This window comes from Shewanella kaireitica, assembly GCF_023284045.1.
In the GTDB taxonomy this organism is placed as follows: domain Bacteria; phylum Pseudomonadota; class Gammaproteobacteria; order Enterobacterales; family Shewanellaceae; genus Shewanella; species Shewanella kaireitica.
Genome location: NZ_JAKIKQ010000002.1, coordinates 516,247 through 541,550, shown reverse-complemented (window position 1 = coordinate 541,550; position 25,304 = coordinate 516,247). Strand labels below are relative to the sequence as shown.

General features: G+C 43.3%; 28 protein-coding genes. 14 read left to right on the top strand and 14 right to left on the bottom strand.

The features are described 5' to 3' along the window. Positions 1–70: 70 nt before the first annotated feature. Together L2730_RS04955 and L2730_RS04950 are read left to right on the top strand one after the other, a co-directional pair. Entirely contained in the window at positions 71–1,594 is a 1,524-nt protein-coding gene (locus L2730_RS04955; protein WP_248973558.1) for an FG-GAP repeat domain-containing protein, read from the top strand. A gap of 493 nt (positions 1,595–2,087) precedes the next feature. Beyond that, on the top strand, positions 2,088–3,452 hold the full coding sequence (locus L2730_RS04950) for a DUF4397 domain-containing protein (RefSeq protein ID WP_248973557.1): 1,365 nt from the start codon (positions 2,088–2,090) through the stop codon (positions 3,450–3,452). A gap of 56 nt (positions 3,453–3,508) precedes the next feature. On the opposite strand, the gene L2730_RS04945 is transcribed toward L2730_RS04950, so the two are convergent. Together L2730_RS04945 and L2730_RS04940 are read right to left on the bottom strand one after the other, a co-directional pair. Next, positions 3,509–3,934: a hypothetical protein gene (locus L2730_RS04945; protein WP_248973556.1), complete on the bottom strand. Its 426-nt coding sequence runs from the start codon at positions 3,932–3,934 to the stop codon at positions 3,509–3,511. Positions 3,935–4,139: 205 nt separating this feature from the next. Further along, complete coding sequence (locus L2730_RS04940; RefSeq protein ID WP_248973555.1) at positions 4,140–4,376, bottom strand: transposase; 237 nt, start codon at positions 4,374–4,376, stop codon at positions 4,140–4,142. A 462-nt stretch (positions 4,377–4,838) separates the two neighbouring features. Here L2730_RS04940 and L2730_RS04935 point away from each other — a divergent pair, with 462 nt between their 5' ends. Together L2730_RS04935 and L2730_RS04930 are read left to right on the top strand one after the other, a co-directional pair. Further along, positions 4,839–5,507 (top strand): YiaD family glycine zipper/OmpA-like lipoprotein, encoded by a 669-nt coding sequence (locus L2730_RS04935; protein WP_248973554.1) that lies wholly within the window; start codon positions 4,839–4,841, stop codon positions 5,505–5,507. A gap of 255 nt (positions 5,508–5,762) precedes the next feature. Then, positions 5,763–6,554 carry a molybdate ABC transporter substrate-binding protein gene (locus tag L2730_RS04930; protein ID WP_248973553.1) on the top strand — a complete coding sequence of 264 codons (792 nt, stop codon included), beginning with the start codon at positions 5,763–5,765 and terminating at the stop codon, positions 6,552–6,554. Between the two features lie 72 nt (positions 6,555–6,626). On the opposite strand, the gene mgtE is transcribed toward L2730_RS04930, so the two are convergent. The 12 genes from mgtE to L2730_RS04870 form a co-directional block, all read right to left on the bottom strand. Beyond that, the gene (gene mgtE, locus L2730_RS04925) at positions 6,627–7,991 is read right to left on the bottom strand and encodes a magnesium transporter (protein WP_248973552.1); all 1,365 of its coding nucleotides are present in this window, start codon (positions 7,989–7,991) and stop codon (positions 6,627–6,629) included. 133 nt (positions 7,992–8,124) lie between these two features. Continuing rightward, positions 8,125–8,400, bottom strand: a complete 276-nt coding sequence (locus L2730_RS04920) for an HPr family phosphocarrier protein (protein ID WP_248973551.1) — start codon at positions 8,398–8,400, stop codon at positions 8,125–8,127. Further along, positions 8,387–9,241, bottom strand: a complete 855-nt coding sequence (gene rapZ / locus L2730_RS04915; RefSeq protein WP_248973550.1) for an RNase adapter RapZ — start codon at positions 9,239–9,241, stop codon at positions 8,387–8,389. The genes L2730_RS04920 and rapZ overlap by 14 nt, the downstream gene beginning before the upstream one ends. Positions 9,242–9,443: 202 nt before the next feature. Beyond that, the gene (ptsN, locus tag L2730_RS04910) at positions 9,444–9,887 is read right to left on the bottom strand and encodes a PTS IIA-like nitrogen regulatory protein PtsN (RefSeq protein ID WP_248973549.1); all 444 of its coding nucleotides are present in this window, start codon (positions 9,885–9,887) and stop codon (positions 9,444–9,446) included. 2 nt (positions 9,888–9,889) lie between these two features. Then, positions 9,890–10,177 (bottom strand): ribosome hibernation promoting factor, encoded by a 288-nt coding sequence (gene hpf, locus L2730_RS04905; RefSeq protein WP_020910875.1) that lies wholly within the window; start codon positions 10,175–10,177, stop codon positions 9,890–9,892. A 30-nt stretch (positions 10,178–10,207) separates the two neighbouring features. Beyond that, complete coding sequence (locus L2730_RS04900) at positions 10,208–11,719, bottom strand: RNA polymerase factor sigma-54 (protein WP_248973548.1); 1,512 nt, start codon at positions 11,717–11,719, stop codon at positions 10,208–10,210. A gap of 136 nt (positions 11,720–11,855) precedes the next feature. Continuing rightward, on the bottom strand, positions 11,856–12,587 hold the full coding sequence (gene lptB, locus L2730_RS04895; protein ID WP_248973547.1) for an LPS export ABC transporter ATP-binding protein: 732 nt from the start codon (positions 12,585–12,587) through the stop codon (positions 11,856–11,858). Then, positions 12,584–13,132, bottom strand: coding sequence for a lipopolysaccharide transport periplasmic protein LptA (lptA, locus tag L2730_RS04890; RefSeq protein ID WP_248973546.1), 549 nt, complete (start codon positions 13,130–13,132; stop codon positions 12,584–12,586). The genes lptB and lptA overlap by 4 nt, the downstream gene beginning before the upstream one ends. Before the next feature lie 64 nt (positions 13,133–13,196). Continuing rightward, positions 13,197–13,754: an LPS export ABC transporter periplasmic protein LptC gene (gene lptC / locus L2730_RS04885; protein WP_248973545.1), complete on the bottom strand. Its 558-nt coding sequence runs from the start codon at positions 13,752–13,754 to the stop codon at positions 13,197–13,199. Further along, on the bottom strand, positions 13,751–14,302 hold the full coding sequence (gene kdsC, locus L2730_RS04880) for a 3-deoxy-manno-octulosonate-8-phosphatase KdsC (protein ID WP_248973544.1): 552 nt from the start codon (positions 14,300–14,302) through the stop codon (positions 13,751–13,753). The genes lptC and kdsC overlap by 4 nt, the downstream gene beginning before the upstream one ends. A gap of 1 nt (position 14,303) precedes the next feature. Further along, positions 14,304–15,281 (bottom strand): KpsF/GutQ family sugar-phosphate isomerase, encoded by a 978-nt coding sequence (locus tag L2730_RS04875; protein WP_248973543.1) that lies wholly within the window; start codon positions 15,279–15,281, stop codon positions 14,304–14,306. Between the two features lie 46 nt (positions 15,282–15,327). Beyond that, positions 15,328–16,287 (bottom strand): calcium/sodium antiporter, encoded by a 960-nt coding sequence (locus tag L2730_RS04870; protein ID WP_248973542.1) that lies wholly within the window; start codon positions 16,285–16,287, stop codon positions 15,328–15,330. Between the two features lie 175 nt (positions 16,288–16,462). Between L2730_RS04870 and mlaF the strand changes: the two genes are divergently transcribed. From mlaF to L2730_RS04820, 10 genes are all read left to right on the top strand, one after another. Beyond that, complete coding sequence (gene mlaF / locus L2730_RS04865; RefSeq protein ID WP_248973541.1) at positions 16,463–17,275, top strand: phospholipid ABC transporter ATP-binding protein MlaF; 813 nt, start codon at positions 16,463–16,465, stop codon at positions 17,273–17,275. Then, positions 17,262–18,047: a lipid asymmetry maintenance ABC transporter permease subunit MlaE gene (mlaE, locus tag L2730_RS04860; protein WP_248973540.1), complete on the top strand. Its 786-nt coding sequence runs from the start codon at positions 17,262–17,264 to the stop codon at positions 18,045–18,047. The genes mlaF and mlaE overlap by 14 nt, the downstream gene beginning before the upstream one ends. 71 nt (positions 18,048–18,118) lie before the next feature. Next, positions 18,119–18,589, top strand: a complete 471-nt coding sequence (gene mlaD, locus L2730_RS04855) for an outer membrane lipid asymmetry maintenance protein MlaD (RefSeq protein ID WP_248973539.1) — start codon at positions 18,119–18,121, stop codon at positions 18,587–18,589. A 17-nt stretch (positions 18,590–18,606) separates the two neighbouring features. Next, complete coding sequence (locus L2730_RS04850; RefSeq protein ID WP_248973538.1) at positions 18,607–19,278, top strand: MlaC/ttg2D family ABC transporter substrate-binding protein; 672 nt, start codon at positions 18,607–18,609, stop codon at positions 19,276–19,278. Further along, on the top strand, positions 19,278–19,571 hold the full coding sequence (locus L2730_RS04845; protein ID WP_248973537.1) for an STAS domain-containing protein: 294 nt from the start codon (positions 19,278–19,280) through the stop codon (positions 19,569–19,571). Before L2730_RS04850 ends, L2730_RS04845 begins: the two co-directional genes overlap by 1 nt. A 13-nt stretch (positions 19,572–19,584) precedes the next feature. Next, positions 19,585–19,836, top strand: coding sequence for a BolA family protein (locus L2730_RS04840; RefSeq protein ID WP_044555622.1), 252 nt, complete (start codon positions 19,585–19,587; stop codon positions 19,834–19,836). A 21-nt stretch (positions 19,837–19,857) separates the two neighbouring features. After that, positions 19,858–21,117 carry a UDP-N-acetylglucosamine 1-carboxyvinyltransferase gene (murA, locus tag L2730_RS04835; RefSeq protein WP_248973536.1) on the top strand — a complete coding sequence of 420 codons (1,260 nt, stop codon included), beginning with the start codon at positions 19,858–19,860 and terminating at the stop codon, positions 21,115–21,117. A 150-nt stretch (positions 21,118–21,267) separates the two neighbouring features. After that, entirely contained in the window at positions 21,268–22,662 is a 1,395-nt protein-coding gene (locus tag L2730_RS04830; protein ID WP_248973535.1) for a sensor histidine kinase, read from the top strand. Beyond that, positions 22,662–23,300 (top strand): response regulator, encoded by a 639-nt coding sequence (locus L2730_RS04825; protein ID WP_248973534.1) that lies wholly within the window; start codon positions 22,662–22,664, stop codon positions 23,298–23,300. The genes L2730_RS04830 and L2730_RS04825 overlap by 1 nt, the downstream gene beginning before the upstream one ends. A 193-nt stretch (positions 23,301–23,493) precedes the next feature. Then, positions 23,494–25,173: an Ig-like domain-containing protein gene (locus L2730_RS04820; protein ID WP_248973533.1), complete on the top strand. Its 1,680-nt coding sequence runs from the start codon at positions 23,494–23,496 to the stop codon at positions 25,171–25,173. The last annotated feature ends 131 nt before the right edge of the window (positions 25,174–25,304 follow it).

The window sequence follows — 25,304 nt, the reverse complement described above, 5'->3', positions numbered from 1 at the left end:
TTTTACTCTGTGCTCAAAACCGCTAGCTTCAAGGATTGTACTTTTGTGATTGCTAATGGAGTGGAACAACATGGAATCGGTTTTAAAAGGCTTTGGAGTGAGTTTAGTGCTCGTTACTGCGGTCATAGCTCAACCTGCAGAGGCTAAATCTACGCCTAAATTGACCTTAACAGAGTCAACATTAAATGCGCCTTTTAACCTGACTCATCCGATAGTGGCAGCAGATCTGTTGCCCAGTTCGGGCAAAGAGTTAGTGGCGTTTGGTGTTGATGATTTAAGCCAGCGCTGGATGGCCGTTTATGGTTTAGATAAGGGGCAGTACAAGTTAGCGATAAAGTTAGCGCTGCCTCAAGCAATGCACTCCTTCGACATCACTGAGTACCAAGAGGGCAAGACCCAGCAACTTTATTTTTTGTCTCAAGATAAACTGCATGTGTTTCAGCCTCAAACCGCGATAGCCAAAGCAGAGTTAGCGGCTATTGCCAGTATCAATTCGCTCTCCTTTAAGTCTCGCCCAGACTACTTGAGTGAGGGTGAGTTTATTGCGGATCTCAATGGTGATGGTGAAGATGATATTTTGATCCATGACTTTAATCAGGTGCAGTTATTTATTGCCGATGACGGCGAATTTAAACAGCAACAATTGCCAATAAAACCCCAATCTCGACTATTTGAAGATGGTGCTACCTATACGCAGTCTAAGCTCTATGTCACTGATATCAACTTGGATGGTTTAGTTGATATTGTCAAAATTGGTGAAGGTGAGTTAGAGCTATATAGCCAAACAGGAGACAAGCTATTTAACCCAATTGCTGAGTACGTGTCTGTTAGGCAACCTATAAGCGGTATTGACTGGTGGAACAAGCGCGACGCCTATGGTGAGCAGCTTGACCAGAGTGAGTTGGTGTACCGTAAAGTGGAGGAGCTTAAGGACATCAACAACGATGGTATTACCGACCTTGTGGTGCGCTATACCAAAAGTTCTGGCGTATTCGATAGAGCAAACGATTATGAGGTTTATCTCGGCGAGAACCAAAAGGGCAAGCTAGTGTTCCCAAAAGTAGCCAATAGTGTTGTTAAAGCTGAGGGTACCTTAACTGGATTACAGTTTATCGATATTGATAGTGACGATAAAGTCGAGGTGATGGTCGCTGGGTTTGATATTGGCGTGTCACAGATCATTGGTGCTTTGTTGTCAGGCAGTATCGATCAAGATGTGCACCTGTTTAAAATGGATGATCAAGGGCGTTTTGCGGAAGAGTCTAACGTGAGTAAAGAGGTTGAGCTTAATTTTAGTTTGAGCTCAGGACAAAGTGGCAGTCCAGTGGTCAAGCTGGCAGATCTTAATGGCGATGGCCTTAAAGATCTAATCTTGTCAGATGATGAAGACACGCTAAAGATCTATTTCGGTGCTGCTGGCGATACTTTGTTTAGTCGAAATGCTGAGAAGCATGATTTAAAACTGCCTGTTGATGGTGGCATGCTGCAAAGTGATGACTTAAATGGTGATGGTAAAGAGGACATCTTGATTAAATACGGCAAACAAGATGATAAAGCCCTCGCTAATCAGTTTAGGGTCTTTTTCGCCAGCTAATACCAATCAGTATAAAGATTTGATCGCTCAGCGAGAGTTTAGGGACTTTGAGGTAAGGCAATGAATGAAGAACATAGTTATTCTACATTCAAGTTCATTAACACAGCATCAAAGCCTCTAAAACTCGCCTGTAAGGAGTGTTTTTGGCTTCCTACTTCTGCGTTGAATAAACTCATAAGGGAATAACCATTGTGTCATTACTCACTTTGGATTGGCCTGCCTTGAATTAGTTCGCCAAAAACACTCTGAGTAGATCAACTACTTATACTGATTGGTATAATATATATTAGGGGTTGTCACAAGCAACCTCTGTTACTCTTTAGTCACATATTTAACCGCTATATTGATGCCTTTCATTTCTGTAAATACAAACAATCACTTTATTTTACAAAGCTATATATAGTCTTTCCTTACATTGCAATTGCTGACAGTTCTTGACACAAATTCTTGGTCATAGGTAGTGAGTTTGTCATTAATTAGTTAAGGAAAATAAATGAACTTCACACCACGGAGTATGAGTTGTCTCTTTTTAGCATTGGTTACAGTTACTGGTTGTAGCTCAGATGATGAAAGCGATTCAAGCAGCGAAGCATACGTACAGTACTACAGTGCATCAGCCAATAGCACGGCAACAGCCTTGGTTTTAGACGATTATCAATATACCGCAATCGATTACGCAGATTCTCAGCCGCGCTATGTTTACAGTACGGGAACGGTTGAAATGGAAGTGGTTGGTAGTGATGAATTTGGTGATGAGATATCGCTTTACACTTCAAGTTTGTCGCTTGCGAATGGCGATGATCATTTCTTTGTTTTGACGGGGGATTATAGTGAACCAGAGTTATTAGACATTCAGTATGACCGCACTGAGATGGACGAGTTGAATGATGATGACAGTGATGACTACAGCAAAATGCAAGTATTGGTGGTTCATGCTGCAGTTGGTGAAGCCACTTATGATATTTATTTTGGTAAAGACGTTGAGGACTTTAGTACAGCAGTTATGTTGGATTCGCTTAGCTATAAAAGCTATTCCAGTGAAGTGATGTTTGATACTGGCGAGTATGTGCTTTATCTCGCGGAGACAGGGGCAAGTGTGCCTATCTATACAACGGCAACGTTGGACTTATCTTCTAACACTGTTTATAAGTTTGTGATCCGCAATAGTTTTGGTCCAGGAACGCCCAAGCTCACCATTGATGCTGTTGATTCAACCGGTAGCCCAACCCAATATGCCAATATTGATGCCAATGCCGAGTATCGTGTTTTCAATGCACTGATTAATGCTGAAGAAATTGATATCACGATGTCGAGTAATCAAGAGACCCAATACCTATACGATCTTGGACAATATGAGTTAAGTGATTTCACTGCTATTGGTTACAGTGATTATGGGGTGACAGTTACAAACAAGAGTGCCAATGAAATACTGGCGAACAATTTGTTAGTGACCTTTAACCAAGATGAAAGCAAGTCAATACTGGTGTATCAAGACGCGGCTGGAGTGACCAAAGGCATGACATTGACTCACGACCATCGTCCGCAAGCTTTCACTCATCAAATTGATTTGGCGAATTTGGTTTTTGATTATGAGGCGCTTGATGTCTACTTTGTTAAACCAACCGAAACTATCGAGTCTGCCGAATATAAACTTAGCTATGTAGAGTTCACGGAATTGGGGACACTCAGTATTGCGTCTGGAGAATATGAGATAAATGTTGTTTTTGAAGATGACAATGAAACGCTGACTTTGCTCTATCAATCTGAGCCAATACTGTTTGATAATGCCGGCAATTACACCATGGTGTTGCATAAGGATGAGTCTCAGTCATTGGGTTATCGACTGACGATTTTATAATGACTCATCGAGGCGCTAGTTTCGTTGTAAAAACTAGCGTCTCACCAGTACTACTATTACTTTTCTAAGCTCTTGAGGGCATCGGTATCGATGCCTTTCATCACTTCTTGTTCAAGTGCATGCTGCTGGTTAATGTCGTTGGCTTTTTTCTGTTCTTGTAACTGTTGCTGTTCGATTATCATTCTAGTTTGACGTTGCGCTGCTTCTTGCTCTGTCTCGCATTGCCTAAAGCCATCTGACCAACCTTGGGCGTACTGCTTGTCACTGTTAAAGCGATTGACATCTTTTTTGAATTCGTCGAATAAGCTACCGCCAGCTTTGTTCCCGCTATGACAACCGTCATCAAAACCGTCGGCATAGGGAAGTGGAAAGCCTTTCTCAACCATCAAATCATGCTGGCTAACGCAGCCTGAAAGTACGAAAGCCAAAGCCATTGTAATTAACGTTGTCTTGATTACTGGATTTACAAAATCAGTCCCCATTGAGATTACCTCTGGTTGAATATGTGATTAAGTTTAGCAGCGTAACTGAATGTGTTGCAGGTCTCTGTGACGCAGGAGGGATGAGTAGTGGCAAAAGTAGCAGAGGTAAAAGCGAAATTAGCGCGCAGTTATTATTGTTATTACGATAACTTTACAATTTCGTTGGGGGCGAAACGATAAACTTTTACCTCTGCAAAAGGGGCTATTACTGAGTGATGAGGGTCAACTCCTGAGTTAACTGTTTAATCTTAATGCGTAGCTGTGCAATCTCAGACTTTAATACCATGCTGCGATTTGTTGGCTGTTGTTCATTTTGGCGTACAAGTTGATAAACGACTTTGGTCGACACACCATACTGCCTTGCAACGTCAGACAGAAGTCGACCATTATTTTTGACTTCATGGATGATACTCAGATTGAGATTATGGTTTATTACGGTCATTGGTTACCCCTCTAATTACTTCAAACTATTTAAAAAGTATCTACTCTACATCCCACTGACTGATGCCAATATGCCTAATTACATCGACATAATCCTGGTAATTTAGGGAGATTGTTTTAAGTAAGTTCATGTCATTCCTTGCATTGCTCTTGCGTACTACTTTATAGGTATGCTAGTTGTGTGCCAAATAATGCATAATATTTATATTGCTTAAAAACAACGGTTTACGTGTTCCGCGTTAATATCGGATAAACTTGCTAGGTAGCTGAAAGCTACGAAATAGGGCAAGTGTGCTTGATCTTGGTGCAGAGGTTATAGCCTAGAAAGTGACGGGTACTGTGTGATTTTACAGCGCTTGGAGTTTGAACCATTGTCTATTAACTCTCGGCTTATATACTGCTAACAAAATAACTCGATATGTTGTCGTCTTCGCACTATGAAGACAGTTTAGGAGTAATGTTCATGATTATTAAGCGCAATGGCGTTATCGCCAGTTGTATTGTTGCTGCAGTGTTTGTTTCTGGTTGTCAGACAACCAATCCATATAGCAATGAATCCCAAAATGCTAAAGCCACCAATGGCGCCTTGATTGGCGCATTAGCGGGAGCTGCGATAGGAGTCGCTTCATCAAGCAAAAGTGATAGAGGTAAAGGGGCATTAATTGGGGCTGCATCGGGTGCTGCACTTGGTGGTGGTATTGGCTACTACATGGATGTGCAAGAAGCAGAGCTACGTAAGCAGTTACAGTCATCGGGTGTGAGTGTGACTCGCAGTGGTGATACCATTATTTTGAATATGCCAAACGATGTGACTTTCGGCGTGGATCAAACCGATCTTAGCCAACGAGCAGAGCAAGTGCTAAATAGCGTTGCATTAGTTGCTTTAGAATATGATGAGACCAAACTCAATGTGATGGGACATACCGATAGCTCAGGTGCGGCCTCGTACAATATGAGATTATCACAGGTGAGAGCCAGTGAAGTGGCAAGCTACTTAATGAGCCGCAAAGTGCCGTCAGCCAGAGTGGTTTCTCATGGTGTTGGTGAAGAACGACCTGTTGCAAGTAACGAGACCAAAGCGGGTAGAGCTGAAAACCGCCGAGTTGAGATTATTCTTAGCCCGTTAAGTTAGTCTTTATACTGCTGAATATTGATTTTATTTAGACTAAAGCCACCGATAAGGTGGCTTTTTTGTGCGCGAAGATAAGCTGGTGGCTTGCGACTATTTGTCTAATGAATTTGGTTTTTGAGTGATCCCATTCAAGCGCTTGAACATACATAGTCTCGCAAGGACGTTATAGATTGTTTTCAATTGATAAATGCTTTTTGATCGATCTCTGTTATTGCTTTATTTACTGTCGCGTTAAAGTCACTTATGGAATCAAACATGAAAAAATGGATCGCAGCTTCACTATTAATCTTCCCTCTTACCGTCACCGCAGCGCCTATTGAGATGCGCGCCGCCGGTAGTCTGAAAAATGCGATGTCAGATATTGTGGCTGCGTACCAGCTAGAATCAGGGCAAGCGGTTAATAGTAGTTTTGCGCCTTCAGGTCTGCTTAGAAAACGGATTGAAGCTGGTGAGGTTGTGGATGTTTTTGCCTCTGCCAATATTAAGCATCCGCAAACGTTAAAGCGAAATGAACTGGCTGAAAGTGTGGTGATGTTTGCTCAAAATCAGATGTGCGCCATTGCGCAAGCAGATGTTGATCTCAATAGCGAAGATTTACTTCAGAAGATGCTTAGTAGCGATATAAGGCTAGGTACATCTACGCCAAAAGCTGATCCTTCAGGTGATTATGCATGGAAGGTATTTGCTAAAGCGGATGCATTAAGTGCTGGTGCACAAGTTCGGCTAGAAACTAAAGCATTACAACTCACTGGTGGTGAGAACAGTCAGAAAGCACCTACTGGACGTAATACTTATGGCTGGGTGATGGAGAACAATCGCGCCGATATCTTCTTAACCTACTGTACTAATGCAGTGTTGGCTCAAAAAGAGGTGCCCAACCTTAAGGTGGTGCAATTACCTGACGAGCTGGCAGTAGGAGCAAATTACGGTTTAGTCGTATTAAAGGCAGCTAAACCGGATGCTTGGAAGCTTGCGATGTTTGTGTTGTCAGAAAAAGGCCAGTCTATCTTAGCTGACTATGGTTTTAGCGCGCCGTTAAAGCTGTAGGATTTGATTGGTATAACCGAACAAAAATGCCGCCTATCAAGGCGGCTATTTGCATGGTTCAACGAACAGGCATTAATTTAGTAGAAACACAGTCGCTAAACCTAAAAAGGCAAACAGACCGATGACGTCGGTCACTGTGGTTAGCACCATACCGCCTGCTAGCGCAGGATCAATATTCATTCTTTTGAGAATGAGCGGAATACTGGCACCGGCAAGCCCTGCGACTGTCATGTTAATCAACATAGCGCCGCCAATGGTTGCTCCTAGCGTGATATCGCCTTTCCATGCCCAGACAGCAGCACAGACTAATACCGACCACAGTAAGCCGTTGAGAAAGCCAATGGCAAGTTCTTTGCCGATAAGCCATCTGGAGTTACTTTGGCCAATTTGACCTAAGGCAATACCACGAATAACCAGCGCTAATGTTTGGTTACCTGCTACACCGCCCATGCTAGGGACAATGGTCATCAAAATAGCGATGGTGGCGAACTGTTCCAAGGTTCCCTCAAACATGTTGCTGACAGAAGCGGCGAGTAATGCGGCAAATAAATTAACCGTTAACCACAATGAACGGCGAAAAGTACTTTTTAATACAGGGCCAAAGGTATCGGTATCATCGTCCATACCTGCCATACCCATCATTGAGTGTTCAGCATCTTCACGGATAACATCAACCACGTCATCAATGGTTATACGGCCAAGTAGTTTGTTGTCATCATCAACTACAGGTGCAGACATCCAGTCATGACGTTCGAACAGCTGTGCAACCTCACTGTCAGACATACCTACGGGAATAGGCTCGACATCGGCTGCCATGATATCCCTAATGGATGAATCAGGGTTACAAGTCAGTAGGTCGGCAATACGAACACCACCCAGTACGCGGTCATGTTTGTCGACCACATACAGCATATCGGTTGCGTCTGGTAATTCGCCACGAATTCTTAAATAGCGAAGTATCACATCGATATTGACGTCAGGCCTTAAGGTCACCGTATCAGTATTCATAATACTGCCGGCGGTATCATCAGGATAGGAGAGTGCTTGCTCAACCCTCACCCTATCTTGAGTGCTCATCGACTGCAGCACCTCATTAAAGACACTGTCAGGTAAGCTTCTCAAAATATAGGCTAAGTCATCGGTGTCCATGCTTTGGGCAGCTTTGGCGACTCGCTCAGGACTCATTTGACTAATTAGGCTATCTTTTAGTTCTTCGCCCAGCTCATCAAGAATTTCACCAGTATGCTCTTGGTCAATCAATTGCCAGAGGACTTGACGAGTACGCGGTGGCGAAGATTCGAGGATAAAGGCGATATCAGTAGCTGCCATATCTTGCAGCATATTGCGGACATGGACGAACATCCCACTGCCCAATGCTTTATTCAGCTGATTGAGGCGTTGATCTGTTGTTTCATTATCTAAGACTTCAATCGGCATGGATCCCTCTCAGGCTCGTATAAAAGGCGCATATAATAACGTAAGTAATACCAATCGCCTCAAGAAATCGCTCACTGAATTAATTGGATTGGTGTCAGAGGTATATAAGGATAAATTTTACAGGAAAAGAGGGCTAGCTGTCTTCGTCAAATTTGGCATTGATTAAATGGCATATAGCCTCTAATGCTGGCTCTGCATCTGCTCCTGTGGCAATTAGCTTTATGGATTTGCCCATTCCTGTCTCTAACATTAGTAAGCCTAGTACACTTACGGCTGATGCTTGTTTTTCGCCTTGGATTATTGTTATTTCAGCATCAAATTCAGAAGCTAACACCACCAGTTTGGTTGCGGCTCGAGCATGAAGTCCAAGCTTATTGCATATGGTAACTTGTCGTTCAATCGTTGGCATTTTTTAACTCGCGGTGACTAGTGGTCACTTTATGCCGTCCATCTTTAAAGTGTTCAGCAAGCCTTTCGGTTACATACACAGAGCGATGTTGGCCTCCAGTACAACCAATAGCGATGGTCAAATAACTGCGATTATTACGCTCTAAGTCTGGCAGCCATGTACGTAGCAAATTCTCTATCTGCCAGATAAATTTATTAACCAATGGGCGTTGATTGAGAAAATCCTGTACTGGCTTATCAAGCCCTGTCATCGGCCTTAGTTCCGGTTCCCAGTGCGGGTTAGGCAGAAATCTAACATCGAACATAAAGTCGGCTTCGGTAGGCATACCATATTTAAATCCGAAAGACTCAAACTTGATCATTAGCTCTTTATCAATATTACCCAATAAAATTTCACGAACTTGATCGTTAAGATCGTAGATGTTGAGGTTTGAAGTATCGATATAGTGGTCGACGATTTTTGCTAATGGTTCTAGCTGACGGCCTTCAAGCTGAATGGCTTCTTTCAATGAGATATTCGAATGAGACAGTGGGTGAAGTCGTCGGGTTTCGTTATAGCGTTTAAGCAATACTTCATCGCTTGAGTTTAGGAAGAAGCTGAGTAGCTCGACACCTTCAGGTAAATTCGTTAGGTGCTTTTCCAGCTCAGTTTCTTTCTCTGGCATATTGCGAATATCGACACTAATTGCTACGAGCTCTGAATTACCCGTTAGCTGCTCTAACAGTGTTCCCATCATAGGTAACGGAAGATTATCGACACAATAATAGCCGAGATCTTCTAACATCCTTAGAAGAACGGATTTACCAGAGCCTGAACGACCAGAGACAAGAACGAGTTTCATCTTTTGACTACCTGATAGAAGTTAGAATGAGTGTTTTATATATGTTTACAAGATGTACAAGGGTATAGATTAACTTTTTTGTTGGTGAAAGCAAGAGCTTAGGCAAGAAGGAGAGAATAAATAATATTGCTGTCATAATTACTGAGGTCTTTAAATAACCTACTTGTATAACATAAGGTTACTTAAAGACCTGAGTCATTAGCTATTGAGTGATCAAATCGTACAGCTCTGATTCACTGGTGCTTTTCCTCAACTGCTTAACGATAGCTTTATTGTTAAGCTTTTCAGCCATTGAAGACAAAGTGGCTAGGTGTTGCTCACATTGCTCTGCAGGAACCAAAAGTGCAAACAATATATCGACTGGCTGCTTATCTATCGAGTCAAAAGAGATCGGTGTTTCGCATTTGATTAATATGCCAAGTGGGTGGTCAATATTGGTCAACCGCCCATGCGGGATTGCGATACCGTTGCCTATACCTGTGCTACCCATTTTTTCGCGAGCCAACAGGCTCTCGAATATCTCTTGTGAAGATAGAGTAGGGTACTGGACAGCGGCAATGTCGCTGATGAGTTCCAGTACTTTTTTCTTACTGCCCGGAGTGGCACAGGTGGTGCATTCCGGCTGCAGGATGGTACATAGTTCCATCGTTAATGTTTGGTCAGCTTCTCTTTGTGTTTAATAACCTGACGATCTAATTTATCGATCAGGGAGTCGATTGCGGCGTACATGTCCGCATGTTCCGAAGTGGCAAAAACTTCACCTTTTTTAAGATGAATTCTGGCTTCGGCAATCTGCTGCATTTTTTCTACATTCAAAATGACGTGGACATTATTGATCTGATCGAAATGACGTTCAAGCTTTGTGAACTTTTCTTCTACATAGCCACGCAGTGATGCGGTGATTTCGATGTGATGTCCAGTAAGGTTAATTTGCATAGAAAATTCCTCCAAGTGCCTAATTTTGAGTTATAAACTCTTACGTTGGTTTGAGGGCGGGATTAGCATTGCTTCACGATATTTCGCGATAGTACGACGAGCAACTTTTATCCCTTGTTCTGCCAAAAGTTGCGCCATTTTGCTATCGCTCAATGGTTTCTTTTGGTTTTCAGCTGCGACTAACTTCTTAATAAACGCTCTAATAGCTGTTGATGAGCACTCTCCACCGTCGTCGGTTCCGACATGACTAGAGAAGAAATACTTTAATTCGAAAATACCTCTGGGGGTATGCATATACTTTTGAGTGGTGACCCTTGAGATGGTGGACTCATGCATCTCAACGGCTTCTGCAATATCATTTAAAACCATTGGCTTCATAGCTTCATCGCCATATTCAAAGAAGCCTTGCTGGAATTTCACAATGCAGTTACTGACCTTTAGTAAGGTTTCATTACGGCTTTCTAAACTTTTAATGAACCACTTAGCTTCCTGTAAATGGCCGCGAATGAACTGGCCATCGGCTTGGCTTTTTGTGCTGCGAGCCATTGAAGCATAGTGCTGATTAACATTAATTTTAGGCATATAATCTGGGTTTAGCTCAACCACCCAGCGACCTTTCTTTTTGGCTACTGATACATCGGGAATAACGTATTCATCTTTGCTGCGAGTGACTGCTAATCCAGGTCTTGGGTTAAGCGTTTGGATCAGGCTTATGGCTTCACGGAGCTCATCTTCTTTTAGCTTCGTTTTACGCATTAATTGCCTAAAATCGCGCCCTGCAATTAAATCTAAGTAGTCTTTGATGAGTAGGCGGGCATTGTCAATATGTGGCGTGGTAGCGGCATATTGGGCCAGTTGGATCAGTAGACACTCGCTTAAGTCGCGAGCGGCAACACCAATGGGGTCAAAATGCTGTACGCGTTTGAGCACGGCTTCAACTTCATCAATCTCAATCTCAGGATCGCCCATTGCTTCAAGAATATCTTCGCAGTTTTGAGTGAGGTAACCACGTTCGTCAATAGCATCAATAATAGCGGTGGCGATAGCAAGATCGTTATCGGAAAATGGTGTTAAGTTCTTTTGCCACTCAAGGTGCTCATACAAGCCTTCGCTGGTTTCACCTTGGAATGGCATATCGTCATCGCGCATACCGCCAGAGCTTGCATTTGATGAGACGGTATAGACTTCGTCCCAAGTGGTATCCATCGGCAGATCATCAGGCATTGAATCTTGGGTTAATGCGTCAGAGGTTTCTACTGCGGCGCTATCTTGCTGGGGATCAACTTCGGCGCTGGCGCTGTAATCGTTGTCACTATCAGATTCTGAATAGCTGTCGGACTCGCTGGTGGTGCGATCTTCATTGCTGACAGGTTCGCCGTCAGATTGCTCTTCATCTAATTCTAGTAGGGGATTTGACTCTAATGCTTGCTGGATCTCTTGCTGCAGCTCTAAAGAGGACAGTTGCAGTAAGCGGATTGCCTGCTGTAACTGTGGAGTCATGGTTAGCTGCTGACCCATTTTGAGCTGAAGTGACGCTTTCATCTTACCGCTATTCCCTACACTGTAATTAAACGTTGAAGCTCGTTAATTTGGCGAAGAGAGCGTAAAGGCCCAACACTATGATTATATTAGTATACTTAATTAGTGCCGCGCTTTAAACGCTCATGTTGTTGATTAACTATAGCCTGAATTGTTCACCTAAGTACACTGCTCTAACCTGCTGGTTGTCTAAGATTTCAGCAGGCGTGCCCTCAGCAATGAGATTTCCGTGACTTACAATATATGCATGCTCACAAACGTCTAATGTTTCACGAACATTGTGATCGGTAATCAGCACGCCTAAGCCGCGGTTTTTTAGCTGCTCAATGATTTTTTTAATATCGATGACAGAAATGGGGTCTACACCTGCAAAGGGTTCATCAAGCAATATAAATTTTGGGTTGGCTGCTAGCGCCCGTGCAATTTCAACTCGACGGCGTTCACCACCTGAAAGTGCCATACCTTGGCTGTCTCGTATGTGAGTGATATGAAACTCTTCAAGCAGGCTCTCTAGTTGCGCTTCACGTTGCTCATTGTCAATATCGCTGCGAGTCTGAAGCACTGCCATGATATTGTCGCGGACTGAAAGCTTTCTAAAAATACTTGCTTCTTGCGGTAAATAACCTATACCTTTTCGAGCACGAAGATGCATAGGATCTAAGGTAAGATCGTCTTCATCAATAAAGATCTGTCCTTTTTCACTCTGAACCAAACCGACGACCATATAGAAGGTTGTGGTTTTGCCTGCTCCATTTGGGCCGAGTAACCCAACAATCTGCCCGGTTTTTACCGTTAAACTCACATCTTGAACAACCGCACGGTTTTTATAGCTCTTAGCTAAGTTGCGTGCCATTAGCGTTTTTTGGGTCATTGCTGCTCCTGCTTTTCTATCGGTTCAGCTGGGGTTTCAGGAGTCTCTTCTTGGTAGGCTTCTGGTTGAATGATGGTGATCACTCTGTCATTGCCTTGGCCGGTGCTTTCAGCAATGAGTTGCTGTAAACCTATATTGTACTTAATGCGGTTACCTGTAACTTGGCTACCCTCTTGCTCGAGTGTCGCATCACCTAAAAGGGTTAAGATTCTGGTTGCTAACTCGTAACGGATCTCTTTAGCGCTTGCCGTTGCGGGGCGGCCATCTTCCATTACTTGGGTATAGGTTGCCGGATTGCCTGTGGCAACTAGTGTTTTTCCGGAGTTCGCTTCTTTAGAGAAAACCCGTAACTCATCAGCGTTCATTTTAATTGAGCCTTGAGTCACCTCTACCGGGCCAAAAAAGATAACCTGATTGTTTTTTATATCAGCTTCTTGGCTCGCTGCGGCAATTTTGACCTCTTGTTTAAGGTCATCAACAGCGGCATAGCTGCTCATGCTGAGCAGACACAATAGACCTGCAAGTATGGATTGATTGTATTTCATAACTTCCTTCTACTCGGCCATTAGTGTGACTGCACGAGTGAGTATATTGGTTTTTTTGAACCGCTTATTTAGCATCGTAGATCCCTTCGACTTCGCTGATCAACTTTACACTTTGAGCATTGAGATCAGCATAAAGACCTGTGCCTTGAATAACAAATTCATTGCCAGTGACGTGAATAATTTCATCAGAGGTCATTATCATGGTATCCAAGTCTAGTTCTAAATAAGATGTCGATAATGTTTGAATCGGCTCTTCAGGGCTTATGGAGTCGATAATAACATTGTTTTGTAATGAGACCTTACCGGTTAAATTGTTATGGCTGCCTTTTACCGCCCTTAAGCGCCATTGTGCTTGGCCATCATCAGGGTAGATTAGATACACTGGGTCTGTGAAGTAAGTCATGCTGGCATCTTCAAAGTGTTCCATATGCTTGGCAGTGACCTTGCTATTGACAAAACCTGCTTCATTGTACTCTGTACTGCGCAGGTCATCGATGATGTAATTGGGCCGTTCGCTTGCATTGACGTCTAACGTTTGATCGCTTTTTTTAGACTGCACCTGCCAATAGAGGATGAGTGCAGTGCCAAATAAAGCGATAATCGCGAGTGTGACGCGATTCATATGCTCATCCCATGAGCTGACTCAAATTTATCTTGGCTAAGCAGCAGTAGATCTGTTAGCTCGCGCAGTGCACCGTGACCGCCTTTAATATGGGTGGTCATAAGTGCATGCTGCTTAACGTATGGGTGGCCATCGGCTACGCATACAGATAGACCCACTTCTTTCATGACAGGAAGATCGACCATATCATCACCTATATAGGCGACTTCATCAGCACTTACGTTGTACAGTGCTAGCAGTTCATTGTAAGGGGTGAGCTTATTATCGACACCTTGATATATATGAGTGACGCCAAGGGCCGTCATTCTGTCTTCTACTATTTGTGATTTACGGCCGGTAATAATAGCCACGTTGATACCACTAGAAAGGACTGAGCGCACACCGTAGCCATCACGGGTATGAAATGTTTTAAGCTCTTCTCCGGCATTGCTCATGTAAACCAAACCGTCTGAAAATACCCCATCGACATCACAGATCAGTAACTTGATCTTGCTGGCTGCTTGCCAAACGTCATCACTGATTGGCCCGTAAAATCCTTGTTTAGACATGTTAAATCACTCCTGCTTTTACCATATCGAGCATATTTAATGCGCCGACGGGTTGTTGCTTTGAATTGATGACAATAAGGCCGTTAATATTTTTCTCTTCCATCACTTTTAGCGCTTCTGCTGCGAGTACATTGTCGGTAATCGTGACGCAACCTTTACTCATGACATCAGCAATAGAAGTGGTGCGTAAGTTGACCTCTGCATCAATCACCCGGCGCAAATCGCCATCGGTAAAGATCCCGACTAAGGTGTTTGCTTCATCTACAATCGCCGTCATGCCTAAGCCCTTTTTAGAGATCTCATAAAGCGCGTCGGTAATGCAAATATCATGCTTTACTAAAGGCAGTTCATTACCGCTGTGCATTACATCACTGACTTTTAATAATAGCTTACGGCCTAAGCTTCCACCTGGATGAGAAAGCGCAAAATCATCTTTAGTAAAGCCACGAGCTTGCAGTAAAGCAACGGCGAGTGCATCACCCATAACCAAAGTAGCTGTCGTACTTGAGGTCGGTGCTAGCCCAAGCGGGCATGCTTCTTCTGGCACTTCAATACAAAGGTGCAGTTGAGCGAGTTTTGCCATGTTTGAATCAGGTTTGCCCGTGACCGATATCATCGGCAGTCCCATACGCTTAATGACGGGCATTAAGGTTAGTATTTCACTTGACTCACCGGAGTTTGAGATAGCAAGTACGATATCGTTTTCGCTTAAAACGCCTAAATCCCCATGGCTCGCTTCACCTGGGTGGACAAAGAATGCTGGCGTTCCGGTACTGGCTAATGTCGCTGATATCTTGTTACCAATATGGCCTGATTTACCCATGCCCATCACGATGACTTTACCTGTACATTGCAATATAAGTTGGCAAGCTTGGGCAAATTCGCTCGAATCAACATACTGGTGAAGGTTATCGAGGGCTTGTTTCTCGATATCAATCACTTTGGTGCCCCATTGGCGTAACTGCTGTTCATCTACCATTTCTTGGTCTCTCTTTTATTTACTGCTTTAGTTGCTGCATTCATATTCAAGATAGGAAAAGTAACGCTTGGTATGCAACAAATGTAATCAGTAGTACGACGCCGTGCCACGGTTTTAATTGCCGTGCGCGTCCAGTCAATAAGATCAGTATTGCAAGTGCACTACTCGTTGCAAGTACCATATAGAAATCTCGTGTACTTGCTGCTGCATCGACTTCGCCAGGTGCAATGAGGCCGGGGAGTGCAAGTACCGCTAAAATGTTAAATAAGTTTGAGCCAACAATATTACCGATGGCTAAGTCATCTTCTTTTTTCAGCACACCGGCTACACAAGCTGCAAGCTCTGGTAAGCTCGTGCCGACCGCAATAATGGTGAGTCCGATAACGAGATCTGAAAGGTGGTATGCCTTGGCAATCCCCACGGCTCCTTGAACCATCCAGTCTGCAGACAATGGTAATAATACCATGCCAATGATAAGCCAAAAAATGGCTTTCTTAGTCGGGACGTCTGCTGGGATCTCACTTTCAGCATCTATTGCCAACGCATCGCGATTTTTATTGGTCAGCGCATGCCAAATAAGGTATCCCATCAATGCGAAAAACAGCACCATTAAAGACACACCTTCGATGCGAGTTAGAAAACCGTCATGTAAAAAGTAACCCACAATCGCCGTCGCGGCTAGCATCAAAGGTATTTCACGCCTTAGGGTTTGCGAGCTGACAGAAATTGCACCAAGTAGTGCTGTAATACCTAAGATAAGAGTGACATTCGCAATATTTGAGCCGAGTACATTGCCAATTGCAGTATCTGTCATTCCTTCCATTGAGGCTGTCGCTGCAACAAACATTTCAGGAGCAGAGCTACCCATCGCGACGATGGTTAAGCCGATCAACATTGGCGGAAGGCCTAAGTTACGTGCGAAAGCTGCTGCACCATAGACAAACTTATCTGCACTCCAGACTAAAGCACCTAAGCCAGCCACTAACAAAAATATATTAAATAACATCGATTCTTAGTATTTTGGGATATAGCCGCGTATTTTCGCTGTAATTGAAGGAAAATGAAAGTATTGAGTCGAGATAGTGTTGATTTGGTTGTACCTGAATGGCCAATTACGTACAATTTCTTCCTTTGCGGTATGGAAAAATGGATGTTTCTAACTTCGAATGCAGGGCTCATGCATGACTCAAAAGCATAACTCATTGGTCGAAATCCAGAATATGGCCTTTAGCCGAGGTTCTCATGTTATTTATGAGGACATTAGTCTGTCGATCCCGACCGGCAAGGTGACTGCGATTATGGGGCCAAGCGGTATCGGTAAGACAACCTTACTAAAACTGATTGGTGGTCAACTTAATCCAGATAAAGGCAAAGTACTATTTGATGGTACTGATGTGCATCAATGCAATCGTAATGAGCTGTTTGCACTGCGAAAGCGTATGAGTATGCTTTTTCAAAGCGGCGCACTCTTCACCGATATTAACGTATTCGATAACGTCGCTTTTGCACTAAGAGAGCACTCTGGTCTGCCTGAAGCCATCATTCGCCGTATTGTATTGATGAAGCTAGAAGCCGTCGGGCTGCGCGGGGCTGCTAAGTTAATGCCAACGGAGTTATCGGGTGGTATGCAGCGTAGAGCTGCATTGGCTCGTGCAATTGCCTTAGAGCCTGAAATCATTCTTTATGATGAGCCCTTTGCCGGACAAGATCCTATCTCCATGGGGGTGTTAGTTAAGCTTATTCGTGAACTCTCCGATGCACTTAATCTTACTTCTGTGGTGGTATCTCATGATGTGGATGAGGTGTTAGGTATTGCTGATTATGTTTATGTATTGGCAGATAAAAGAATTATTGCCCATGGCACACCTGATGAGCTTCGCTTAGCTGATAATCCGCAATTGAAACAGTTTATAGAGGGGGAACCAGACGGACCTGTGCCGTTTCATTACCCTGCGCCTGATTATAAAAAGGAGTTGTTAAGTGGGCTTGACTGAACAAATTGCTAAATTGGGTCGCAGCGCTATTGAGTTAGTGACTGGACTTGGCAGAGCGGGATTAATGCTTTGGGGAGCTATCGCGCATCGTCCAAGATTGAAGAAAGGCCTGCCATTACTAATAAAGCAACTGTATGTCATTGGCGTGCAATCAATGGTCATCATTTTAGTCTCTGGGCTATTTATTGGCATGGTACTAGCCCTACAGGGCTATAATATTCTAGTAGGGTTTGGTACTGAAGAGAGCTTGGGCCCGATGGTCGCCTTGAGTTTATTACGAGAATTAGGCCCTGTGGTTACGGCATTACTGTTTGCTGGGCGGGCAGGTTCAGCGCTAACTGCTGAGCTCGCGTTAATGAAGAGTACCGAGCAGTTATCAAGCTTAGAGATGATGGCGGTCGATCCATTAAGGCAGATTATAGCGCCGCGGTTTTGGGCTGGAGTGATTAGCTTGCCGCTTTTAGCATTAATGTTCACAGCAATTGGTATCTATGGTGGCCATATTGTTGGCGTGGAGTGGAAGGGCATTGATAGTGGGGCCTTTTGGTCAATTTTGCAGTCATCTGTAGAGTGGCGACAAGATATTGTTAACTGCATGATTAAGAGCTTGTTGTTTGCCGTTGTGGTCACCTGGATTGCACTTTATCGTGGCTATCATGTCATCCCGAACCCTGAGGGGATCAGCCGCGCAACGACCCAAACCGTAGTGCAGTCGAGCCTTGCGGTATTGGCATTGGATTTTCTACTAACGGCAATGATGTTTGGTAGCTAATTACTAATTTCTAACGTTGTTATTGCGGTTAATTATTGTTTAGATTTATTGAATAGAGTGGTAAATGAGTTATGTTGACACGGAAGATTGAGGTATTGGTCGGTCTATTTTTATTGTCAGGGTTGGCAGCATTTTTGATATTGGTTTTTAATGTCGCCAATGTTGAAGTGAAAACTGGCGACAATAGTTACACCTTGCATGCAAAATTCGACAACATAGGTGGTTTGAAAGTGCGCTCACCGGTCAAGGTTGGTGGTGTTGTTGTTGGTCGTGTTAGTGCTATTGAGTTAGATCCAGAAAGGTTGGTTCCGGTTGTCAGTTTGTCGATGGACAAACAATACAAGTATTTTCCCGAAACCAGCAGTTTATCTATTTTAACCTCAGGCTTATTGGGCGAACAGTTTTTAGGCCTATCTCCGGGGTTTATGGACGATGATATTGAGATGTTAGTTGATGGCGACAGTATTGATGATACGCATTCCGCCTTGGTACTGGAGGAGTTGATAGGCCAATTTCTTTATAGTGCAGGCACTAAGGATTAGTAGTTGGAGTAATGGATATGTTTAACAATTTTTTTCGTGGATTAGTCTTGGCTTCAGCGGTTATATTAGGTTTCACAGCCCACGCTGCAGACGATAGTGCAGTAGACATTGAAATCGATACAACCAATCCCTACACACTAGTAGAAGCTGTTTCTCAAAAAACCTTTGCCCGTTTTAATCAAGATAAGCAGTTGATTGTGGATAACCCTGATCACCTTAAAGTTATCGTGACGGAAGAATTAATGCCGTATATTGACTACAAATATGCGTCTTATAAAGTACTGGGCCAATACCTGCGTGACACTACAAAAGATGAACGAGCTCGCTTTGTAGAAGCTTTTCGTGGTTACTTAATCTCAACCTATGCACAGGCATTTACTGAATATACTGATCAAACAGTGGAGTTTAGCCCTGCTAAAGACTTTACGGGTGAGAAGATGGTTAATGTTAATGTTAGGATTATAGATAAAGGGCGACCTGATATTAGCTTACAGTTTAAGGCTCGACGTTTAAAGGATGACACCTGGAAGGCGTTTGACCTGGTGGCAGAAGGCGTTAGTTTATTGTCTTCTAAGAAATCTGAGATCACCAATTTGGTGCGTCAAAAAGGAATAGAACCTGTAATTGAAATGCTGATTGAGCGCACCGAGACTCATATTGACTTAAGTGTAATTGAGCAGGCGAATTAGTGGCTAGCTTTCAACAACAAGGCATAATTTGTGCGATTAGTGGCTGTCTAGATCAGCAAGCCGTAATCAGTCTATGGAATGACAGACATTGCTTATTAGATGTCGATACTGCATTTTTGCAGTTATCGGCCATTGAATATTGCGACAGTGCCGGAGTGGCATTTTTACTCGAATTAGTCAGTATTTTTGCTGCTAGAGGCGCCAGCTTAAAACTGGTTTCTGCTTCAGAGCAGCTTAAGAAATTTATTGTATTATATGATTTAAACGACTTCTTTATTGAAGAAGCACAGTAAGGTGAACAGTTCCATGGAATGTAAAGATATAGAAGCTATCCTGTTAGAAGCATTATCTCTCGACGAAGTTAAAGTGACTCAAGAAGGTACTCACTACAAAATTGTCGCTGTTGGTGAGTGTTTCGACGGTATGGGGCGCGTAAAGCAGCAACAAACTATTTATGGTCCATTAATGGCTCACATTACCAGTGGTGAGTTACACGCAATTACGATTAACGCTTTCACGCCGACACAATGGAAGCGTGAAAAAGTTTTTAATATGTAATTGCGGATTTAGAGAGTTAACGTGGATAAATTAAAAATTGAAGCAAGCGGCGCGCTTGCTGGCGACGTTGTTATTTCAGGCGCTAAGAACGCTGCTCTGCCAATCCTCATGGCAGGTGTGTTAGCTGAGACTGACTTCAACGTATCGAATGTGCCTAGCCTTAGGGATGTTAATACTAGTTGTGAACTTTTACGCTGCTTAGGGGCTGAAGTTACTCGCTCTGGCGATGATAAAGTTTGCATTTCAACCACTAATCTTAATGAGTTTTGTGCACCCTATGAGTTAGTTAAGACCATGCGTGCATCGATACTTATTTTAGGCCCTTTGCTTGCTCGTTATGGTAAGGCCGATGTATCACTGCCTGGTGGCTGTGCAATTGGTGCTCGACCTGTGAATCTGCATTTGCATGGACTTGAGCAAATGGGCGCCAAGATAGAAGTCAAAGAGGGCTACATTAAAGCTCGCGTTGATGGTCGCCTAAAAGGCGCGCATATCTTTATGGATATGATAAGCGTTGGTGCAACTGAGAATTTACTCATGGCTGCAGCATTAGCTGATGGTGAAACTGTCATTGAGAATGCTGCCCGTGAACCTGAAGTTGTCGATTTGGCCAATTGCCTAATTGCAATGGGCGCAAAAATTGAGGGGGCTGGTACTGATACGGTTCGTATTCAAGGTGTTGAATCATTGCAAGGTTGTGACTACCGAGTGATGCCAGACCGAATTGAAACCGGCAGCTTTCTTGTTGCTGCAGCGGTGACTCGTGGCAAAATTCGTTGTACTAAAGCAGATCCTAAGTCTCTAGAAGCTGTGTTGGCTAAGCTTGAAGACGCGGGAGCGAGCATTACTACTGGTGATGATTGGATTGAACTGGACATGCAAGGGCAGCGCCCAAAAGCAGTCAATATCAAGACTGTGGCTTATCCAGGTTTTCCAACTGACATGCAGGCACAATTTTGTGTGCTTAATGCATTAGCAGAAGGCACTGCGACGATTACCGAAACAATTTTCGAGAACCGTTTCATGCATGTTCCTGAGCTTAGCCGAATGGGGGCAACCATGGAGCTAGAGGGTAATACCTGTATTATTCATGGCATTGAAAAGCTCAATGGTGCTCAAGTGATGGCAACTGATCTACGCGCTTCTGCCAGTTTGGTGATAGCAGGTTTGGTCGCAGATGGTACAACAACGGTTGATCGTATCTATCATTTAGATCGTGGTTACGAGCACATCGAAGATAAGTTTAAAGGTCTCGGTGGAGATGTTAAGCGAGTAAAATAATCGTTCAGTTACAGATTATTTTCTAAATAAGAACCATTTAGGCGTTATTGCTTAAATGGTTCTTTGTTTTATGAGCTAGCGCAACGCTTGAATAGATAAACTTAGAAGGAGATCATCTTCAGTTTAAAACCATAGTGCTATGTTATTAGTATGCCAGTTTTTATTACTTTCAATATCTACCTGTTCTACGGCCTCGTGTTCTTCTCGATTGGCTGTGCGGTCGTGTTCCGAAATTTTAGGTTTAGCCAATTAAAAGTCGCATCAACGTTATGGGCTTTGGCTGCATTTGGTTTTACTCATGCTTTTCATGAATGGTCAGAGCTTTATGTGATTATTTTCTCGGATCATATTGCACAGCAGTATCAGTTACTGACTCAGTGGTTATGCCTTGCTAAGTTACTTCTTTCCTACATAGCACTGATGGTGTTTGCTTGGCAAATACTCAGTATTACCAATAAACGGGTTGCTCTGGTTGGACACGGAGTACTAGTGACAATAATAGTCAGTTACCTTTGGTTACTTATTCCTGATTTACATGATTTGGCGGTAAATAAGACCGGTTTCCTTGAGGCGAGCCAATACACTCGAGTGCTTATTGGTTTTGGTAGTGCCTCCTTAGCGGGGATTGGTATGGCTGTATATGGCAACAGCTTACGCCAGGAAAATCATCATTATGGTCTGTATTTTGTGATCAGTGGAGTCGGACTACTTATCTATGGCGTGTTGTCTGGTTTGGTTCCTACTGACTACCATCACAGTGTGCCAGTGCTGCGAACTTTGGCTGGAGGATTGATTCTAGTAGCGTTGTTTAAAGCGCTGAAAGTATTTGATTTGGAAAAAGAGCAAGCCACTGAAGCTAAGCTGACTCGAGCGATTGAAGCTGACAAGTATAAAGCGATAGGGCAGTTAGCGATGGGGGTTGCACACGAGATAAATAATCCTCTGGCTTCTTCTACGTTGGCGCTGGATCTATGGGAGCGCAAAAACAACGATCACAATGAAACTGATAGCAATTATCTTTATCGGGCTCGGCTAGGCATTGAACGAGCATCGGCAATTAGTAAGGAACTATTAAGTTACGCTAGGCCTGCATCAGGTAAGAAAAGTTTTGTTGCCATCAGTGATGTACTTGGCTCTGCTGTGCAGCTGTTGTCTCACCGAATTAAGCATCATCAAATTGAGGTTAATTGCAGCGATGACATTATTTTGTATGCTGAAAAAGTTAAGTTGGAAGAGTTATTTATCAACCTAATCTGTAACGCCATTGATGCATCACCCGATAATCAATCTATCATTGTCACTGCAGTACAGGAAAAAAATAAAGTCACAGTGCGAGTTGAAGATACTGGTTGTGGTATGAGTGAGGCTGAGCTTAGTAAGGCTACGGAGCTATTTTACTCAACGAAACCTGTTGGGAAGGGAACTGGCTTAGGCTTGGCAATATGTGAGCAAATAACGTCGTTACATAATGGGGAAATGCATATCGTGAGTAGCAAAGATCTTGGTACATGCGTCGAACTGATTTTTTATCGGGAGTACTATTAATGATCTCTATATTACTGGCTGAAGATGATATTGAATTAAGCCGCAATATGGTTGAAATCCTCGAGTTGGAGGGCTTTGAAGTTACAGCGGTCTATAGTGCCGAAAGTGCTATTGAGCTAAGTGAGAAGCGCCATTTTGACATAGCATTGATGGATCTATTGATGTCGGGTATGACAGGTGTTGAAGCAATATCAAATTTGCGACAGAACCAACCCTTTATAGCAGTTATCATTATTACAGCCTACGCCACAGTTGATACCGCTGTCGATGCGATGAAAAAAGGCGCTGACAGTGTGATTACTAAGCCTTTTAAGAGCCAGGAGCTAATTGTAACAATTCGGCGTAGTTTAACTGAGAAACAGCTACTTAAGAGCCGTGCTGATCTGGATCCTGACCTTGTCTACAGTGCGTTGGCAAATCCAAATAGAAGAAAAGCGCTGAGAGTACTAGCAATACATAAAGAGCTTAAGTTTATGGATCTATGTCGTTTAGTTGAAATAGACGATCACACCAAGTTTAACTTCCACTTACGTCAGTTAAAAAAAGCGGGCTTAGTGATGCAAAATGAGAAGAAGATCTACATTTTGACAAATACTGGTCAATTTGTTTTACAGCACTACAACTTATCGGAAGATTAAAAATATTTAATAAATAACGAGTTAAGAGATTGTTGATAACTATAGTTCACAAGTTGTTAGTTTTAGTGAACTCTAGTCATCTATCTCTTTAGTAGTAACTCTTCAATACTTGTTGCATGTCCATAGAGACATATCAATCGCCATTCCCTGCAACGTTGGCGATATGAATATGAGCAATGTTGAGGATGAACTTATGAACGCACAAATTCCATGTAAAAAATTACTACTCGCCAGTATGATAACCATGTTGGTTGCTTGTGGTAGCGATAATGATGATACCACTCCCCCAGTAGAGAATACTCCGCCTGTCGCAGTTGATGATGCCGCTAACGTGATGGCAACAAAGACTATTACAATCGATGTCTTAGCCAATGATACAGACGCTGATGGTGACGCACTTTCTATCGTGTCAGTGGATTCTGAAGATGCTGTTATAAAAGATGGCAAGGTTGATTTTACTGCTGGTACGGACAGCGGTGAAGTCAAATTTAACTACACCATTACCGATGGCACCGATGAAGCATCTGCAGTGGTAACCGTTACAATCGAAGCGACACCAGAGCCTGAACCATTAAGTTATGTGGGTTCAGCTGCTTGTGCTGATTGTCACAGTGGTAAGCACGAATCTTTTACTAAGACTGGACATAACTTCAAGATCCAAAAAATAGCAAATGGTGAGCAACCAGTTTTCCCTTATACACCAGAAACGACCATTACTGGTGCTATCGACTTGCTGCAGTTTGCCGGTCCAGATGGTGATGGCACTACTAACAATGCTTTAGGTGCACCGACGAGCTACGATGATGTGACCTATGTTGTAGGTGGTTACCATTGGAAGATGCGTTGGTTAGATGCTGAAGGTTATATCGTTACTGGTAATAACGTGCAGTATAACATCCGCAATAGCGACGGTACTTTGAACATCCCTGATAATCACATTGATGATCCTGATGTGATGGGCGACTATAAAGCATCTGAGATGAACTACCAGTATAAGTGCGGTAACTGCCATACAACCGGTTGGAAGCGAACCACTACCGAAGATGACGATGTTCGTAATCTAGACCGTCAAGATGATCTACCAGGTATGGGCGGCACTTTTGCTGAGCAAGGCGTACAGTGTGAAGCATGTCATGGTGCGGGTAGTGAGCATATCGCGGCTCCATCAAAAGAGAATATCACTAAGATAGCGATGGCGCGTACTACTGAAGATTTCTTAGCGGAAGATATGGGCTTTGGTAAGGCGGTAACTTGTGCTGAGTGTCATACTCGTGACGGTGAGAAAGATTACCCAACTTATATAAGTGCATACAACGTTGCCTTCCCTGAAGGTAGCCAAGTGGGTGGTCGTATTATCTCTAGCGGTGGCTTGTCTAAGCATCATCAAACAGGTGATGAAATCTTAGGTGTCGTTCCTGAAGATCACGGTGACTTTAAAGCCGGTGACGAAATTGGTCCTAAGAAAGATATGACTTGTACCACTTGTCATGACTCGCACAAATCTACCGTAAACCAAGATAGTGCTGATGGCCTACATACTGGTGCAGTGAAAGAGTGTACGTCATGTCATACTGGTGAATATAAGAAAGAGTTCACTGTTGGATTGCATGAGTTTGTAGCAGAGTGTACCGATTGTCATATGCCTAAACTGGCTAAGAGTGCTGTCACGCACCTAGGTGAAGATGGTGTTACTAAGTTTGGTGATGTGAAGTCTCATTTGTTCACGATTGACTTAGACCCGAACGCTAAGCAATTCACTGAGGATGGTAAGTTCCAAATGCCGTGGGCTACAGCGCAGTTCTCTTGTGGAGAATGCCATGAAGATACTGCTGGATATGTAGAGAAGCTTCCTGGCGGTAAAATGCATAAGTAAAACCTAAACTCATCATTTAGGCCCTGCAAGCAAGCCGCCCTTTCATCACGAGGGCGGCTTTTTCTTATCTTGAAATCCTGCTTATATTCCCTCAGTTAAACAAAGCTTAATGTATGAGGCCATGTGCTAGT